Source organism: Streptomyces sp. NPDC059668, from assembly GCF_042734135.1.
Lineage (GTDB): Bacteria > Actinomycetota > Actinomycetes > Streptomycetales > Streptomycetaceae > Streptomyces.
In genome coordinates, this window is the sequence record NZ_JBHWEL010000043.1 from 46,230 (window position 1) to 62,488 (window position 16,259).

Below are 16,259 nucleotides of genomic sequence, written 5' to 3' on the forward strand. Positions count from 1 at the left end.
CTTGGCTTTCTCGCTCACAGCTTCGGCGCAATCTCTTCGATCCAGATGCGTTCCCGCTGCTCCTGGCTCATGTGGCAGGCGGCCCAGTGCCGTCCGCCGACCTCGGTCAGCTCGGGACGGACCGTGCGGGTCACGTTGTCCTTGGGAACGTCCGCGTACGGGCAGCGCGGGTTGAATGCGCAGCCGGACGGGATGTTGATCAGCGAGGGCGGGGAGCCCTTGACGGGGATGAGGCGTTCGGTCTGCTCACGGTCCAGGCGCGGCATCGAGCCGAGCAGGCCCCAGGTGTAGGGGTGCCTGGGCTCGTAGAACACCTTCTCGGCGGGACCGCGCTCGATGCAACGGCCGCCGTACATCACCAGGATGTCGTCGGAGAGTTCGGCGACGACGCCCAGGTCGTGGGTGATGACGATGACCGCGGAGCCGAACTCCTTCTGCAGGTCGCGGATCAGGTCGAGGATCTGCGCCTGGACGGTCACGTCCAGGGCGGTCGTCGGCTCGTCCGCGATGAGCAGCTCGGGGTTGTTGACCAGCGACATCGCGATCATCGCGCGCTGACGCATACCGCCCGAGAACTCGTGCGGGTAGCTGTCCACGCGCTTGTCCGGCTGCGGGATGCCCACCCGGTCGAGCATCTCGACCGCGCGGCGCTTCGCCGTCTTCTTGTCCACCTTGTGGTGGATGCGGTACGCCTCCACGATCTGCTGACCGATCGTGTAGTACGGGTGGAGCGCGGACAGCGGATCCTGGAAGATCATCGCCATCTCGCGGCCACGCAGCTTGCGTACGTAGTCCGGGTCCGCGGACAGCAGTTCGGTGCCGTTCAGCCAGATCTCGCCGGAGATCTGCGCCTTGCGCTTGCCGTACTGGCCGGCCGTGTGCAGGCCCATGATGCCGAGCGAGGTCACCGACTTGCCGGAGCCCGACTCGCCCACGATGCCGAGGGTCTTGCCCTTCTCCAGCTGGAAGCTGAGCCCGTCGACGGACTTGACCAGACCGTCGTCGGTCGGGAAGTGCACCTTCAGGTCGCGTACTTCGAGGAAGGCGGAGGGCGCGGGCGAGTCCATGACGGGCTCGGCCACCGCTCCGCTCTTGCTGAGTTCGGTCATGAGAGCCTCACTCGGGGGTCGATCACGGCGTACAGGACGTCCACTACAAGGTTGGCGACGATCACCGCGAGAGAGGTGATCAGGGTGACGCCCAGGATGACGGGCAGGTCCTTGTCGCTGATCGCCTTGAGGACGGCCTGACCGAGACCGGGAAGGCTGAACGTGGTTTCGGTGAGGATCGCGCCGCCGATGAGGGCACCGAGGTCCATGCCGAGCATGGTGAGGATCGGCGTCATCGTGGAGCGCATGGCGTGCTTGCCGATGACGACCGGCTCGCGCAGGCCCTTGGCACGGGCGGTACGGATGTAGTCCTCGCCCATGACTTCCAGCATGGTGGCCCGGGTGATCCGGGCGTACATCGCGGCGTACAGGAAGGCGAGGGTGATCCAGGGAAGGATCATGCCGCCGAGGTAGCCGCCGACGCTGTCCGTGAGGGGCACGTACTGGGCGTCGATCCAGTTCAGTCCGTAGCTGAAGATCGCCAGCGACAGAAGACCGGTGAAGTAGATGGGGAGCGAGACGCCGCCGAGGGCGACGACCATCGCGCCGCGGTCCCAGAGGGAGCCGCGCTTGAGCGCGGAGAGCACACCCGCCGAGACACCGAAGATCAGCCACAGGACGGCGGCACCGAGAGCGAGTCCCAGGGTCACCGGGAAGCGGTCGGTGATGACCGGCCAGATGGCCTGCTCATTGCGGAAGGAGTAGCCGAAGCACGGCGCCGCGCAGTGCGTGACGTCTCCGCCGCCCGAGTAGGTGCGTCCGACGAAGATGCCCTTGAAGAACTCCCAGACCTGAACGAAGATCGGGTCGCCCAGCTGGAGCTTCTGCCGGACCGCCTCGATGGCCGCGGGGTCGGCCTGCTTGCCCACGAACATCGTGGCCGGGTCGACTCCCGCCCACTTCGGGACGAGGAAGAAGATGCCGAAGACCACCAGAATGATGACCACCAGCATCACTGCGGCGGCGAAGAGCCGCCTGATGAGGTAAGCGAGCACTGCTCTCGGCCCGACGGCGGGGCCGTGGGCCACCGGAGGTCTTCCGGTGGCCCACGGTTCACGCCGCTCCGGCCTTCACCTGCCTTTCGTGCCTTATGGCGGGTGCGCCGGTCCGGGTTACTTCACGCCGAGGTTGACGAAGTCGTACTGACCGCTGTAGCCGTCGGTCGTGTAGACGTTGGTCAGCCGCGTCGAGCGCCAGTTGATGAACTTCTCGAAGACGAAGGGCAGGTAGTAGCCGCCCTCCATGACCTTGTGGTTGATCTCGGTCGAGATCGAAACCTTCTTGGCGGCGTCCAGTTCCTTGACGTAGCTGTCGAAGAGACCGTTGATCGTCTTGTCGTCGATCATGCCGAAGTTGTTGTTACCGCTGTCGAGGATGTACTTGCCGTCCCACAGCGGAAGACCGAAGCCCTGGACGGTCGGGAAGTCCGGACCCCAGCCCATGATGATGATGCCGAAGCCCTTCTTCTCCACGTTCGAAGGGCTGCCGATGATGCCGGCGGTCTGCGCACCGTCGTACTGCTCGATGTCGACGGTGATGCCGACCTTCTTCAGCGACGCCTGGAGCGACTCGGCGGTGGCCACCTCGACCGGCTTGTTGTTGCGGACCGCGATGGTGGTCTTGAAGCCGGTCGGCTTGCCGCAGGCCTTCAGTTCTTCCTTGGCCTTGGCGATGTTGGCGGCGCCGTCGTTGGCGGCGGTGCCGTACGGGTCGTACTTCTGGCCCTCGGCGCCCGGGACGGACGGCGGGAGCATGTTGGTGCCGATGTCGCCACCGGCGATCGGGCCACCACGCGCGGTCTGCAGCGACTTGTGGTCGGCACCGTAGATCACGGCCTTGCGGCAGTGCTCGTTGTCGAACGGCTTCACCGTCTTCGGCATGACCGCGTAGCGGACGTAGCCGGAGACCGGGTTGTCCAGGTTGCCCTTGTGCTGCTTCAGGGCGATGGTGCGGCCCTGCGGGGACATACCGGTCTGGCCGATGTCCAGGTCGTAGTCGCCGTTGATCAGGCGCTGGTCCATGTCATTGGCGTTGGTGAAGAAGTTGACCGTGATCTGGTCCGGGAGCGCCTTGCGGATCGGGTCCGAGGACTGCTTCCAGTTGGTGTTGCGCTCCAGCACGATCGCCTTGTTCGGCGTGTACGACTTGAACTTGTACGGGCCGGACGAGAACGGGTGCAGACCGTACTTGGACTTGGTGTCCATGTCCGCGCGGACCGGGGAGGCCGAGGTCAGCGCGAGCATCTCCTCGAAGTCCGAGTTCGCCGCGGGGAGGTGGAAGACGATCGTCTTGTCGTCGGGGGTCGAGATCGCCTTCAGACCGAGCTTGTCGGCGGACTTGTCCTTGTAGGGACCCGTGTAGGTGCCCTTCGGGTCCAGGACGTCCTTCAGGTAGACCGGACCGCCGGACAGCACGTCCTGCGCCCAGACACGCTCGATGCCGTACTTGACGTCCTTGGAGGTGATCGGCTTGCCGTCCTCCCAGGTCACCCCGTCACGCAGCGTGTAGGTGTAGGTCTTGCCGTCGTCGGTGACCTTCGCGGTGCTCGTGGCGAGGTCCGGCGTGACCTTGGCACCCTCGGCGCCCGGCTGGGTCTGGTTGGTGACGAGCTGACGGCTGTAGTACCGCATGAAGTTCCAGGCGAAGCCGTAGTAGCCGCGCGTGGTGTCCCACGAGTCGGCGTCCTGGGCACCGGCGAACTTCAGCGTGCCGCCCTTCTTGGCCGAGGCGTTGGCGACCTTGTTGTTGCCGGCGTTGAAGCCGGCAGCGCCCTGCTTGTCGCCACTCTTGCCATCGCCGCTGCCGCCGCACGCAGCCGTGCTCAGCAGCGCGGCAACCACCGCGACAGCGGCAGCGGCCTGCTTGCGCCGCCCTGTGGTGCGTTGGGTAGTCACGATCTCGGATCCTCCGTGTATGTATCGGCCCATGGTTAGGTCAAGGGCCCAAGGGGGTACGGCAGTTCAGCGAGAACCCTTCGGGTCGAGCGCATCGCGTACGCCGTCGCCGAAGAGGTTGAAGGAAAGCACGGTGATGAAGATCGCTACACCGGGAATCACCATGTACATGGGGTCCGAGTCGTAGTAATCGATCGCGGAGGAGAGCATCTGTCCCCAGGACGCGGTAGGCGGCTTGACGCCCACACCCAGGAAGCTCAGCGCGGCTTCCGTGAGGATGTTGGTCGGGATCATCATCGTCGTGTACACGATGATGGGCGCGACGAGGTTCGGCAGCAGTTCCTTGAACAGGATGTAGAACCGGCCCGCCCCGAGACTGCGGGCGGCCTCCACGTACTCGCGCTCACGCAGCGAGAGCGTCTGGCCGCGCACCACACGTCCGACATAGGGCCAGCCGAAGAAGCCGATCACCAGGATCATGACGAGCAGACGCACGCCCGTACCCGTCAGACCGAGCATCTCGTTCGGCATGACCGAGACCAGGGCGATGATGAAGAGCAGCTGCGGGAAGGCCAGCAGGCCGTCCATGACCCGGCTGATGAGGGCGTCCGCCCAGCCTCCGAAGTAGCCGGCCAGGACACCCAGAACGGTGCCGAGCACGACGGCGACGAGGGCCGACAGGAAGCCGACCAGCAGGGAGATCCGCGCGCCGTAGATGATCCGGGCGAAGATGTCGCGGCCGCTGACCGGTTCGACACCGAGAAGGTGGTCCCCGCTGATACCGCCCCAGGACCCCGTGGGGGTCGAGAAGAGCGGGTCGATGAGGTTCTCGTGGTGCGTCTCGGGGTCTTGGCCGACCAGATTGGTAATCACGGGTGCCAGCAGCGCGATCGCGATGAGTACGAGCACGACGATGCCACCCGTGAGGGCGAGTTTGTCCCGCTTGAGGCGCTCCCAGGCGATCCGCCCGAGGGACCGCCCCTGTACCGCCGCCTTGGCCTCGGCAGCGCTGGCAGCCGCCGCTTCCTGGGCCGCGCTCGGAGCCGCTTCCGCGGTCGGCTCGTGCAATGGTGCCGTCATCGTGGCAGGGACCCCTCTCAACCGGCGGTAGCCGGCCCACACGTGCCGCTGTGGCGGCATGATCAGTCCGTCGTACACGGGAGTTAAACCCCCTTGGAGCGGGAGTCTTCAACGCGTCGGCGATCTGTAGCCAGACCTGACGGTGAATGGATGCCTAAACGTGATGCTGTTTGAGGTGTTCCGTTATCCGGACGGTGGGTAACGGGTGTCGGACACGGGGCAGTTGGTACGGGCGCGGCGAATACGGGCGCTAACCGGACGATCCCTTGCCATCTACGCGCGAAGACATGCCGAACCTCCGGTGAAGAACCCGTGACAGGCCTTCACCGTTCGTCCCGTGACGACCTCAGTAGACACCCCGCGCCGGCGGGTACCCGTACCCGCCCGCCACCGGCGCCTGCGCGGGGGCCGCGTGGGCCTCGCGGTCGTAGAACGGGCGCGCGTTGGCACGCAGCCACATCGCCACCGGGTCGTACTCGTCGGACATCGCGACGGTCGACACGGGCAGCCCGTCCGGGACCGCGCCGATCGACTGCTGCATCATCGCCCGCACCGAGTCGACGTCGGGCGGCGAGGTGCCGTAGACGTCGAGCCCGATGGCCAGATACGGCGCCCCGAGCGCGGGCTGCACCCAGGCCCGCCGCAACGAACGCACGGCCGGGGTGCGATGCGCATTCTGCGTGAGCAGGGCGTAGAACTGCGGGATCTCGATGCCGGGTTCGGACAGCCTGAGCGGACCGGCGGGCTGACGCTCCAGGCCCGCGGCGATCCGGCGCAGATCCAGCCACGGGATGCCGAGGCCCCCGCCCGGGGCATGCGGATTGAGCCAGAGTCCGAAGTGGTCGGGGTAGAGGGTGCGGGCCACATCGAGGCCGTCCACGACCTCGTACGACCTGTTCCAGCCACTGGCCGAGAGCTCCTGGGCGGAGGTGACGCACGGCGCGTAGCCGAAGCCGCCCACCTCCATGTTCCCGTACTGGGCGTCCGGGGAGCCGCCCTGGCCGTGCCAGAGCAGCATCCACACCTGGCCGGACGACGGGGTCGCGAGTGCGCGAAGGAGCGCCTCGTAGGCGTCGTAACGCCCGGGCGTCACCTGGCGCAGCATGTGCTCGACCTGCCCGGCCGCGGCCGTGCCCGACGCACTCACCCTCAATCGCCCCTTCGCGAAGAAATCACGATGAACTCACCCATTACGCCAGCGACACCGGTGGCCGAGGTGTGTCGACACCTCGACCACACCCCGACCGAGCCATGAAACCAGCTTAAGCGGCGATCCTGACAGCGACTTGACGCACGGCTCGGGAGCTCTCCGCCGCGTCAGTAGCCCTGTTGGTAGAACGGGCGCACGTTCGCGCGCATCCACTCCCCCACCGGGTCCTGCGCGACGTCGAGGAACACCATGTTCACCGGCCGGTCCACCGGCACCCGGCCGAGCGCCCGGCCGAGCGCGTCCAGCGGGAGCGTCCGGGCGTCGCCCTCCCATCCGGCCAGTTCGACCCCGATGAACATCACGGGGTCGTCGCCCTCGATGCTGGCCAGGCAGCGGCGCGCGGTCAGGACCACGCCGGTCGCCGCGAACTCGCCCGAGGCCGCGGCCAGGAAGTCCACCGGGTCGTCCTGCCAGTCGGGCTCGGAGAGTTTCACCCGGCCGCCGCTCGCGGGACCGTCCAGCGGGGTGCGTCCGGCACGGCACAGCTCGGCGACCGCGAGGGGCGGCAGCGGTACGCCCACCACGCCGCCGGGGTTGATCGCGACGCCGACCTGCGGGGGCAGCCCGCGGGCGAACTCGACGGCGGGCGCGATCGTGAACGAAAGATGGCCGCCGACGACCTGGCGGAACTGCTCCTCGGAGCTGAAGACCGGTACGTACGCCTGGCCCTCGATCTCCAGCGTGGGCAGGTCGAGGGGGCCCGCGTGCGGACCGCCGCCGTTGGGCAGCGGCACCCAGACGAAGCTGCGGCCGAGGACCTCGACGATGCGGGCGCCCGCCGAGGGCACCCCGAGGGAGGCGGAGAGCACCTCCTCCAGTTCGTTGCCCGGCCAGCCGCCGTGCGGGTGGGGGTGCGGGTGCGCTGGTGCCGGGAAGTCGGGGAAGTCCATCTGTCTACCGCCTGCTGTGAACCGCTGATCCGGTGTTCCGGTGTCCTGGTGTGCCGTGCTGGTGTTCCGGCTGGAAAGGTTAGTGGGCACCCAGGACCCTCTCGTACGACGATGTCCCGTTCCCCCGCACGAGCTTCGGTACGTCCTTCGGGCCGACGCCGGCCCCGCGCCCTCTCATCCGTCGAAGTCGATCCGGCGCAGCACGTCCGCCGCGGTGCGGTCGAGGAGTACCGCCGAGCCGCAGCCCTCCGGCAGTTCGCCCCGCTCGACGGAGCGCAGCAGCCGGCTCAGCGCGCCCCGGTGCCGCGCGAACGCGTACCGCGAGACGCCCCGGCCGCGCTCGCGCTGCCCGTCCAGCGCCGTGCCCGGTGTGACGTCGAGGAGCAGGAGGTGGAGCGTGCCGCCCCGGCGGCGGGCCTCGCGGGCGAGCCAGCGGCGCACCCACGCCTGGGTACCGCAGTCGTGCACGACGACACCGGTGCCGGAACGCAGTGTGCGGCGCAGTCCCGCGTAGTGCGCGAGGCGGACGAGGGGGCGGTAGACCGCGTACGGGAGCCGGCGGGCCAGCCGGCCGTCCCAGCGGTCACGGGTGTCCTGGGAGTCCACGCGCCGGCCCGCGACCGCGCGGCGCATCAGGGTCGACTTGCCGCTGCCCGGCAGTCCGGTGACCACCACGAGGTCCGCCGGGCCGAAGTACAGGCCGTGCGGGCTGTGTCCGGCTCGCTCCCTGAGGTCGCGCACGACGGCCGCCGGAAGCGTGCCGCACGCCTCCCGGGCCGCGGCCGCGGTACCCGGCTGCCGCGGCAGCGCGAGGGCCGAGGTCGTGGCGTACGCCCTGGTCCTGTTCACCGTGATCGTCCTCCCCTTGGGTCTGGAGTCCCATCCCCGTCGAGTGTAAAGAGAAGGTAATGCGCGGTGCTTCCTGTTTCCGTGTTCGGACTGCCACAGGCCGGTTACAGATGCGGACTGCCGTCATCGGACGGCGCGTGCAATGATGTGCCCGCCAACTGCATACCGGCCGCTTGAATCCGCGCGGGAGAGTTCCCAGTGACGTGCACGCATCCGTGTGACGTACGTCGTACTGGGACGCCGAAGGAGCAAGTCCCTCCCTTGAATCTCTCAGGCCCCGTTACCGCGCGGGCGAGGCACATCTGAAAAGCGGGCCGCTGACCGGTGGCTCCACCCAAGGTGCAAGTCGTGACCTCCGTTCGCGGGGTCGTGATGAACCTCTCAGGTTCCGATGACAGATGGGGAGGAACGACCTCGCCGTCATGCCTTGGGAGCCCCACCGATGAGCAGTAACGCACCCCGCCGTACCGCGCTCGATGCCCTGCATCGCTCGCTGGGCGCGACGATGACCGACTTCGCGGGCTGGGACATGCCCCTGCGGTACGGCTCCGAGCGCGACGAGCACGTCGCCGTCCGCACCCGGGCCGGTCTCTTCGACCTCTCGCACATGGGCGAGATCACGGTCACCGGCCCGCAGGCCGCCGCGCTGCTGAACCACGCCCTGGTCGGCAACATCGCCTCCGTCGGCGTGGGCCGTGCCCGCTACACCATGATCTGCCGGGCGGACGGCGGCATCCTCGACGACCTGATCGTGTACCGGCTGGCCGAGACCGAGTACATGGTCGTCGCCAACGCCTCCAACGCCCAGGTCGTCCTCGACGCGCTGACCGAACGCGCCGCCGGTTTCGACGCCGAGGTCCGTGACGACCGCGAGGCGTACGCGCTGCTCGCCGTCCAGGGCCCCGAGTCCCCCGGCATCCTCAAGTCGCTCACCGACGCGGACCTCGACGGCCTGAAGTACTACGCGGGTCTGCCGGGCACGGTCGCGGGCGTCCCGGCGCTGATCGCGCGCACCGGCTACACGGGCGAGGACGGCTTCGAGCTCTTCGTGGCCCCGTCCGACGCCGAGAAGCTGTGGCAGGCGCTGACCGAGGCGGGCGCGCCGGCCGGGCTGGTCCCGTGCGGTCTGTCCTGCCGCGACACGCTCCGCCTGGAGGCGGGCATGCCGCTGTACGGGCACGAGCTGACCACCTCGCTCACCCCCTTCGACGCGGGTCTCGGGCGGGTCGTGAAGTTCGAGAAGGAGGGTGACTTCGTGGGGCGCGAGGCCCTGGAGGCCGCCGCCGAACGCGCCGCCGCCAGCCCCCCGCGGGTGCTCGTCGGGCTCGTCGCCGAGGGCCGCCGCGTCCCGCGCGCCGGGTTCTCCGTCGTCGCGGGCGGCGAGGTCGTCGGCGAGGTCACCTCCGGCGCTCCGTCCCCGACGCTGGGCCGGCCGATCGCGATGGCCTACGTCGACGCTGCGCACGCCGCGCCGGGCACGGCCGGGGTCGGCGTGGACATCCGGGGCAGTCACGAACCGTACGAGGTCGTGGCGTTGCCGTTCTACAAGCGCCAGAAGTAGGTCCACCGGGACTCGGGCGCGTCGACGTGACGTACCTCGTCGCGCCCTGTCCCCTGTCCCTTGTCCCTTGTCCCAGGGAACCCCGGCATCCGGACACCCGGTCCGTACCCGTTCATCAGCACTCCCCCGCGTACAGGAGAATTCAGGCCATGAGCAACCCCCAGCAGCTGCGCTACAGCAAGGAGCACGAGTGGCTGTCGGGCGCCGAGGACGGCGTCTCGACGGTCGGCATCACCGAGTTCGCGGCCAACGCGCTCGGCGATGTCGTCTACGCCCAGCTTCCGGAGGTCGGTGACACGGTGACCGCGGGCGAGTCCTGCGGAGAGCTGGAGTCGACCAAGTCGGTCAGTGACCTGTACGCCCCGGTCACCGGCGAGATCGTGGAGGCCAACCAGGACGTGGTGGACGACCCGTCGCTGGTCAACTCCGCGCCCTTCGAAGGCGGCTGGCTGTTCAAGGTGCGCGTCACCGACGAGCCGGACGACCTGATGTCCGCCGACGAGTACACCGCCTTCACCGCCGGCTGAGGAGTCACCGCATGTCGCTTCTGAACACGCCCCTTCACGAGCTGGACCCGGACGTCGCGGCCGCCGTCGACGCCGAGCTGCACCGCCAGCAGTCCACCCTGGAGATGATCGCCTCGGAGAACTTCGCTCCGGTCGCGGTCATGGAGGCCCAGGGCTCGGTCCTGACCAACAAGTACGCCGAGGGCTACCCGGGCCGCCGCTACTACGGCGGCTGCGAGCACGTCGACGTCGTCGAGCAGATCGCCATCGACCGCGTCAAGGCGCTGTTCGGCGCCGAGCACGCGAACGTGCAGCCGCACTCGGGCGCCCAGGCCAACGCGGCCGCGATGTTCGCGCTGCTCAAGCCGGGCGACACGATCATGGGCCTGAACCTCGCCCACGGCGGGCACCTGACCCACGGCATGAAGATCAACTTCTCCGGCAAGCTCTACGACGTGGTCGCCTACCACGTGGACGAGGAGTCGGGCCGGGTCGACATGGCCGAGGTCGAGCGCCTCGCCAAGGAGTGCCGGCCGAAGCTGATCGTGGCAGGCTGGTCCGCCTACCCGCGTCAGCTCGACTTCGCCGCCTTCCGCCGCGTCGCGGACGAGGTCGGCGCGTACCTCATGGTCGACATGGCGCACTTCGCGGGCCTGGTGGCGGCGGGGCTGCACCCCAACCCGGTGCCGCACGCCCACGTCGTCACCACGACCACCCACAAGACGCTGGGCGGCCCGCGCGGCGGTGTGATCCTCTCCACCGCGGAACTGGCGAAGAAGATCAACTCCGCGGTCTTCCCGGGCCAGCAGGGCGGCCCGCTGGAGCACGTGATCGCGGCGAAGGCCGTCTCCTTCAAGGTCGCCGCCACCGACGACTTCAAGGAACGCCAGCAGCGCACCCTCGACGGCGCGCGGATCCTCGCCGAGCGCCTGGTGAGGGCCGACGTCACCGAGCACGGCGTCTCGGTCCTGTCGGGCGGCACGGAGGTGCACCTGGTCCTCGTCGACCTGCGCAACTCCGCGCTGGACGGACAGCAGGCCGAGGACCGGCTCCACGAGCTCGGCATCACGGTCAACCGGAACGCGATCCCGAACGACCCGCGACCCCCGATGGTGACCTCGGGCCTGCGCATCGGCACGCCCGCCCTCGCCACCCGCGGCTTCCGGGCCGAGGACTTCACCGAGGTCGCGGACATCATCGCCGAGGCGCTGAAGCCGTCCTACGACGCGGACGCCCTCAAGGCCCGGGTGTCCGCTCTGGCCGACAAGCACCCGCTGTACCCCGGCCTGAAGTAATTCGCACGGAACGTACGATTCTTCGGGGCGCCGCGCACACTGGAGTCACAGATGTGTGCGGCGCCCACCCCATGCACCACCCCGCTTGCGAGGAGTTCCCGTGGCCATCTCGGTCTTCGACCTGTTCTCGATCGGCATAGGCCCGTCCAGCTCCCACACGGTGGGACCGATGCGCGCGGCGCGAATGTTCGCCCACCGGCTGCGCAACGAGGACCTGCTGCCCGCCGTCGCCTCCGTCCGCGCCGAGCTGTACGGCTCACTGGGCGCGACCGGGCACGGTCACGGCACCCCGAAGGCCGTACTGCTCGGCCTGGAGGGCGCCTCCCCGCGGACGGTGGACGTGGAGGGGGCCGACGACCGCGTGGAGGAGATCAAGGCCTCGGGCCGCATCAGCCTGCTCGGTGAGCGGGAGATCCCGTTCTCCTTCGACGACGACCTGGTCCTGCACCGGCGCAAGGCGCTGCCGTACCACGCGAACGGCATGACGATCTTCGCGTACGGCGCCTCCGGCGAACTCGTGCTGGAGAAGACGTACTACTCCGTCGGCGGCGGCTTCGTGGTCGACGAGGACGCGGTGGGCGAGGATCGCATCAAGCTGGACGACACCGTCCTGAAGTACGCCTTCCGTACCGGCGACGAGCTGCTGCGGCTCACCCGGGAGACCGGGCTGTCGATCTCGGCGCTGATGCTGGAGAACGAGCGGGCCTGGCGCACCGAGGAGGAGATCCGCGAGGGCCTTCTCGCCATCTGGCGCGTGATGCAGGCGTGCGTGTCGCGTGGCATGTCCCGCGAGGGCATCCTGCCCGGCGGCCTGCGGGTGCGCCGCCGCGCCGCCGTCTCGGCCCGCCAGCTGCGCGCCGAGGGCGACCCGCTGGCCCACGCGATGGAGTGGATCACCCTCTACGCGATGGCGGTCAACGAGGAGAACGCGGCGGGCGGCCGGGTCGTCACCGCCCCCACCAACGGCGCCGCGGGCATCATCCCCGCGGTTCTGCACTACTACATCAACTTCGTCCCCGGCGCGGACGAGGACGGCGTGGTCCGCTTCCTGCTGGCCGCGGGCGCGATCGGCATGCTCTTCAAGGAGAACGCGTCCATCTCGGGCGCCGAGGTCGGCTGCCAGGGCGAGGTCGGCTCCGCCTGCTCGATGGCGGCGGGCGCCCTCGCCGAGGTGCTGGGCGGCTCCCCCGAGCAGGTCGAGAACGCCGCGGAGATCGGCATGGAGCACAACCTCGGCCTCACCTGCGACCCGGTCGGCGGCCTGGTCCAGATCCCCTGCATCGAGCGCAACGGCATGGCCGCGGTCAAGGCGGTCACCGCGGCGAGGATGGCGATGCGCGGCGACGGCTCGCACAAGGTGTCCCTCGACAAGGTCATCAAGACCATGAAGGAGACCGGCGCGGACATGTCCGTCAAGTACAAGGAGACGGCGCGCGGCGGGCTGGCGGTCAACATCATCGAGTGCTAGGGAAACAGGCCCTGACCAGCGCGTTCGTTTCTTTCGGCGCTGTCAGGGCCTTCCCTGCTCACTCGGCGGAGAGCCCCCGGGAAGTCCCCGGGAAATCCCACGGGCTGGAGGCCTGACCGGGGGGTTCGTGACATCTTCTCTCAGTGACCATTTTCAGCGTTGCTTCTCCAGAGTGAGGGCGGCTTTGGTGATGACGCTCATGCGGTTGGGGCTGACGCGCGATCTGCGCGGAAGATCTGCCAGGACTTCAGCCGTGCCATGCCTCGTTCGACGGGCGCCCGGGCCGCAGACAGGGCCCGGTTCACGGTCCGCTCGGTGAGGGTGAGTTCACCGCCTGGCGGGCGGCGCTTGGCTGTGGTGACCCAGTCGCCCGCACCGATGTAGGCCATGTCGGCGAGGATCGGAACGCCCTGGAGCGCGCAGATCCGGAGGATGTTGTGGGTGCGGGCGGCCGTCAGATCGCGGGTCCGGCCCGGTAGTGCCAGCGACAGCCACAGAATCTCGCCGGCCGGGTCCGTAACGACCTGCACGTTCACCCCGTGTCGCTTGCATTTCGAGGAGTAGTCGGCCCGGCCGTCGCCGACGCGGTCGCACTCTGCGAGTGTGCCGTCCAGGAGGACGAAGTCCGGGTCGTGCGCGCGCAGCGTCTTCAGCAGGCCCGGCGCCTGCTCGGCGAGCAGAGTGGTGACTGCGGTGACGTAAGCGTGGGCGGTGCCGACGGATATCCTGAAGGCCGCGGCGATACGGGCGAGGGTGTCGTGGCGACGCAGGTACACGAGTGCGACCAGCGCACGACGGTGCGGCGGGAGTTTGCACCGCCGGTCACCCTCGCGGGTGACGATGAGCATCGTGACCCACTCGACCAGGGCGTGAGGCAGGTCGAGTGCGGCAGGATAGTTGACCAACGAGGCCCCCGAGCAGCGTGATCGAGACGGCGAACACCTCCCTCAACGGCACGGGAGCCCTGTCCGTTGCGCATCCCCACCTCATGCCGCCCCGCCACCCGATCAGTGGCCTCGCTGAAGACGCTCACCGCTGCGCGTTACCCCTGCTCTCAGGGAGACGGTCTTCGAAGAATCTTGTTCCAGGAGGACATTCGGGGTGCCGTCCCGTCAGCTGCAAGTTCCCGGGTGAGCTCCCTCAAGGTGTCCTCCGGAGTAAATGGTGTTTTTTGGAGTTCTTTTTTCAGTGCACTGGCTGCGGATCGCCAGCGGTTGGTCCAGCTGGGAATGTCACCGTTCCAGGCCGAAACTAAGGCAATGGTGTACTGCAGTGAGGGGAATCCTCCGGCCAGCAGGCGCGAAAGCTGTGGCGGAACGCCGGTGGGTGACAGGGCAGCAGCCTTCTCGTAGGTCACTGCGTGCTCTGCGAGAGCGGTACGGAGGTCTTTCAGGAAGTCGCAGGTCTTGCGGTTGGTGTATCCGGGACTGCTGATCCTTTTAGCCACCCCGGATAGTTCCCGTGGTGCCACGTCCACCCCGAGACCACTGTTGTCCTTAAGGGCTTGATCAACATTGTCCGCGGGTTCGTCACGGACATCTTCGCTTTCGAGTTCCCGGGTGAGCTCCCTCAAGGTGTCCTGCGCAGATCGTTCTTTTTGGAGTTCTTTTTTCAGTGCACTGGCTGCGGATCGCCAGCGGTTGGTCCAGCTGGGAATGTCACCGTTCCAGGCCGAAACTAAGGCAATGGTGTACTGCAGTGAGGGGAATCCTCCGGCCAGCAGGCGCGAAAGCTGTGGCGGAACGCCGGTGGGTGACAGGGCAGCAGCCTTCTCGTAGGTCACTGCGTGCTCTGCGAGAGCGGTACGGAGGTCTTTCAGGAAGTCGCAGGTCTTGCGGTTGGTGTATCCGGGACTGCTGATCCTTTCAGCCACCCCGGATGCATCCCGTGGTGCCACGTCCACCCCGAGACCGCTGCGCGGTGTGTGCTGGGCGTGGTCCTTTTGCGGCGGGGTGGTCCGTTTGGCGGCTGGTTCGGTTACGACGTCGGGCATCGAGGCGGGCAGCGCCGCAGGCGGATAGAGCAGGGCTGCAACCGCAGGTCCCTCGTTCTTCTTCGCTGTTTTGGCGATGGTTACCTTGTACTCGAGTTCGGCCCACATTTGTGGCCGCTGCTTCACCCCGGCTGTGAGGATCCGTTCGTAAACGTAGTCGTACAGCTCGTGAACACTGATCAATCCGTCGTTGTCGAGATCGGCTTCCCCGGTGCGGAGACCGTCGATCACGGCTTCAGTGAACCTGGACCGGCCCGGCTCCAGCTCGCTGATCCGATCCCCTTCCCAGGCGTATTCGGTGCGGTTAGTGGCCGTGATAACCGCCCGGCCATGCCCGGCTAATTCATCACGAACGTGCACTGTGGTGTCACCCTTGGCGCCGCGCAGGAACGCGCCGCTGTAGCAGCAGTCCAGCAGCAAAATGATGGACCGGGCCCGGCAACGGCGCATCTGGGTGTGCAGAAACGCACTGGAGACAGCCGTGGAGGCGAGGAGTTTCGGATCGGTGTCCCGGGCCGCGAAGTACAGCTCTCCGTTGTCGTTCTTGATCCCATGGCATGAGAGGTGGAGCATCAACAGGTCGTTCCGGCTGCGGTCGAGGAAGAACTGCTCGACCGCCCGGTTCACCTCGTTGACGCTGCCGTCGACCACCGTCTGCACCACGAAGTCACCCACCTGAGGATGGCGGAGGACCTCGGCCAGACCCTCGGCGTCAGGCGCCGGCGAACGCAGCCTCCTCAAACCGGGAAGGTCGTAACGACCCGTCGCGATGAGCAGAGCAAACCGGCCCCCGGACACGCCAATGTCCCCCTTCAATCCTGCCCGGCTATTCCGGAATCCGGTACCGGCCCGGCCGGGCCGGTACGCAGTGCAGGTTCCACCGCGAGTTGCGACGATGTATGCCGGGCAATGAATTCTTCGATCAAACGTCGCTGGTCAGCCGATGAGATGGCCTCCACCTCCAGGCTGTCCTCACCAAGAGCGATACTGACCGTGCGAACCGGCCGGTTCTCGATCCACGTCTGCAGCAGTTGCACCACACTGCGCACCGCAAACGGCGCCGCCGTCACCGCCAGAGCGCCCAAAGCGATCACCTCGCCCGGCTTCGCGCCCTCCGGCACGCTTTCTCCTGCCCGCCCCAACACGACATCTTCGACGTCGAGCTCCAGCAAGCGCTCACGCAACGCGAGCGCGCACGACTCCAGTTCCGCTGGATCGCTGTCCGTGCTGCCCTTGAGCACCACACTGATCTGACTCGTCGAAGCCCTCACGATGCCCCCGCGTACTAGCCGAACGGCCAGCGTAACCAGAAAGCCCCTGCACAACACCTGCGTCTGTGAAGCTCTTTGACGGAGCTTCTTCGAGGCGGCCACCGATCAGGTGATGGTCCGCGAGACGCAACGA

13 protein-coding genes, 1 pseudogene and 1 riboswitch are annotated in these 16,259 nt (G+C 67.9%); of the genes and pseudogenes, 4 read left to right on the top strand and 10 right to left on the bottom strand.

The window, feature by feature from the left end:
* Positions 1-14 precede the first annotated feature (14 nt).
* The 7 genes from ACFV2J_RS26810 to ACFV2J_RS26840 form a co-directional block, all read right to left on the bottom strand.
* Positions 15-1,109 (bottom strand): ABC transporter ATP-binding protein, encoded by a 1,095-nt coding sequence (locus ACFV2J_RS26810; protein WP_385083770.1) that lies wholly within the window; start codon positions 1,107-1,109, stop codon positions 15-17.
* Positions 1,106-2,104: an ABC transporter permease gene (locus ACFV2J_RS26815; protein WP_351420904.1), complete on the bottom strand. Its 999-nt coding sequence runs from the start codon at positions 2,102-2,104 to the stop codon at positions 1,106-1,108. The genes ACFV2J_RS26810 and ACFV2J_RS26815 overlap by 4 nt, the downstream gene beginning before the upstream one ends.
* Positions 2,105-2,221: 117 nt before the next feature.
* Entirely contained in the window at positions 2,222-4,003 is a 1,782-nt protein-coding gene (locus ACFV2J_RS26820) for an ABC transporter substrate-binding protein (RefSeq protein ID WP_385083769.1), read from the bottom strand.
* 66 nt (positions 4,004-4,069) lie between these two features.
* Positions 4,070-5,083 (bottom strand): ABC transporter permease, encoded by a 1,014-nt coding sequence (locus ACFV2J_RS26825; protein WP_385083768.1) that lies wholly within the window; start codon positions 5,081-5,083, stop codon positions 4,070-4,072.
* Between the two features lie 346 nt (positions 5,084-5,429).
* Positions 5,430-6,230, bottom strand: coding sequence for an enhanced serine sensitivity protein SseB C-terminal domain-containing protein (locus tag ACFV2J_RS26830; RefSeq protein WP_385083767.1), 801 nt, complete (start codon positions 6,228-6,230; stop codon positions 5,430-5,432).
* A 170-nt stretch (positions 6,231-6,400) separates the two neighbouring features.
* A complete protein-coding gene (locus ACFV2J_RS26835) occupies positions 6,401-7,183 on the bottom strand; it encodes an enhanced serine sensitivity protein SseB (RefSeq protein WP_385083766.1) in 783 nt (260 codons plus the stop codon).
* Between the two features lie 174 nt (positions 7,184-7,357).
* Positions 7,358-8,038, bottom strand: a complete 681-nt coding sequence (locus ACFV2J_RS26840) for an AAA family ATPase (RefSeq protein WP_385083773.1) — start codon at positions 8,036-8,038, stop codon at positions 7,358-7,360.
* Positions 8,039-8,206: 168 nt separating this feature from the next.
* Positions 8,207-8,328, top strand: a riboswitch (glycine riboswitch).
* A 146-nt stretch (positions 8,329-8,474) separates the two neighbouring features.
* On the opposite strand from ACFV2J_RS26840, the gene gcvT reads away from it, so the two are divergent.
* The 4 genes from gcvT (at position 8,475) to ACFV2J_RS26860 (ending at position 12,862) form a co-directional block, all read left to right on the top strand.
* Entirely contained in the window at positions 8,475-9,593 is a 1,119-nt protein-coding gene (gcvT, locus tag ACFV2J_RS26845; RefSeq protein ID WP_385083765.1) for a glycine cleavage system aminomethyltransferase GcvT, read from the top strand.
* 149 nt (positions 9,594-9,742) lie between these two features.
* A complete protein-coding gene (gcvH, locus tag ACFV2J_RS26850; protein ID WP_385083764.1) occupies positions 9,743-10,120 on the top strand; it encodes a glycine cleavage system protein GcvH in 378 nt (125 codons plus the stop codon).
* Between the two features lie 11 nt (positions 10,121-10,131).
* On the top strand, positions 10,132-11,394 hold the full coding sequence (gene glyA, locus ACFV2J_RS26855; RefSeq protein ID WP_385083763.1) for a serine hydroxymethyltransferase: 1,263 nt from the start codon (positions 10,132-10,134) through the stop codon (positions 11,392-11,394).
* Between the two features lie 100 nt (positions 11,395-11,494).
* Positions 11,495-12,862, top strand: a complete 1,368-nt coding sequence (locus tag ACFV2J_RS26860) for an L-serine ammonia-lyase (RefSeq protein WP_385083762.1) — start codon at positions 11,495-11,497, stop codon at positions 12,860-12,862.
* Between the two features lie 153 nt (positions 12,863-13,015).
* Here the strand turns inward: ACFV2J_RS26860 and ACFV2J_RS26865 are convergent.
* The 3 genes and pseudogenes from ACFV2J_RS26865 to ACFV2J_RS26875 form a co-directional block, all read right to left on the bottom strand.
* Positions 13,016-13,767: pseudogene (locus ACFV2J_RS26865) on the bottom strand (transposase family protein).
* A gap of 149 nt (positions 13,768-13,916) precedes the next feature.
* Positions 13,917-15,653, bottom strand: coding sequence for a caspase domain-containing protein (locus tag ACFV2J_RS26870; RefSeq protein WP_385441053.1), 1,737 nt, complete (start codon positions 15,651-15,653; stop codon positions 13,917-13,919).
* A gap of 14 nt (positions 15,654-15,667) precedes the next feature.
* Positions 15,668-16,096: a hypothetical protein gene (locus ACFV2J_RS26875; protein ID WP_385083761.1), complete on the bottom strand. Its 429-nt coding sequence runs from the start codon at positions 16,094-16,096 to the stop codon at positions 15,668-15,670.
* Positions 16,097-16,259 lie beyond the last annotated feature (163 nt).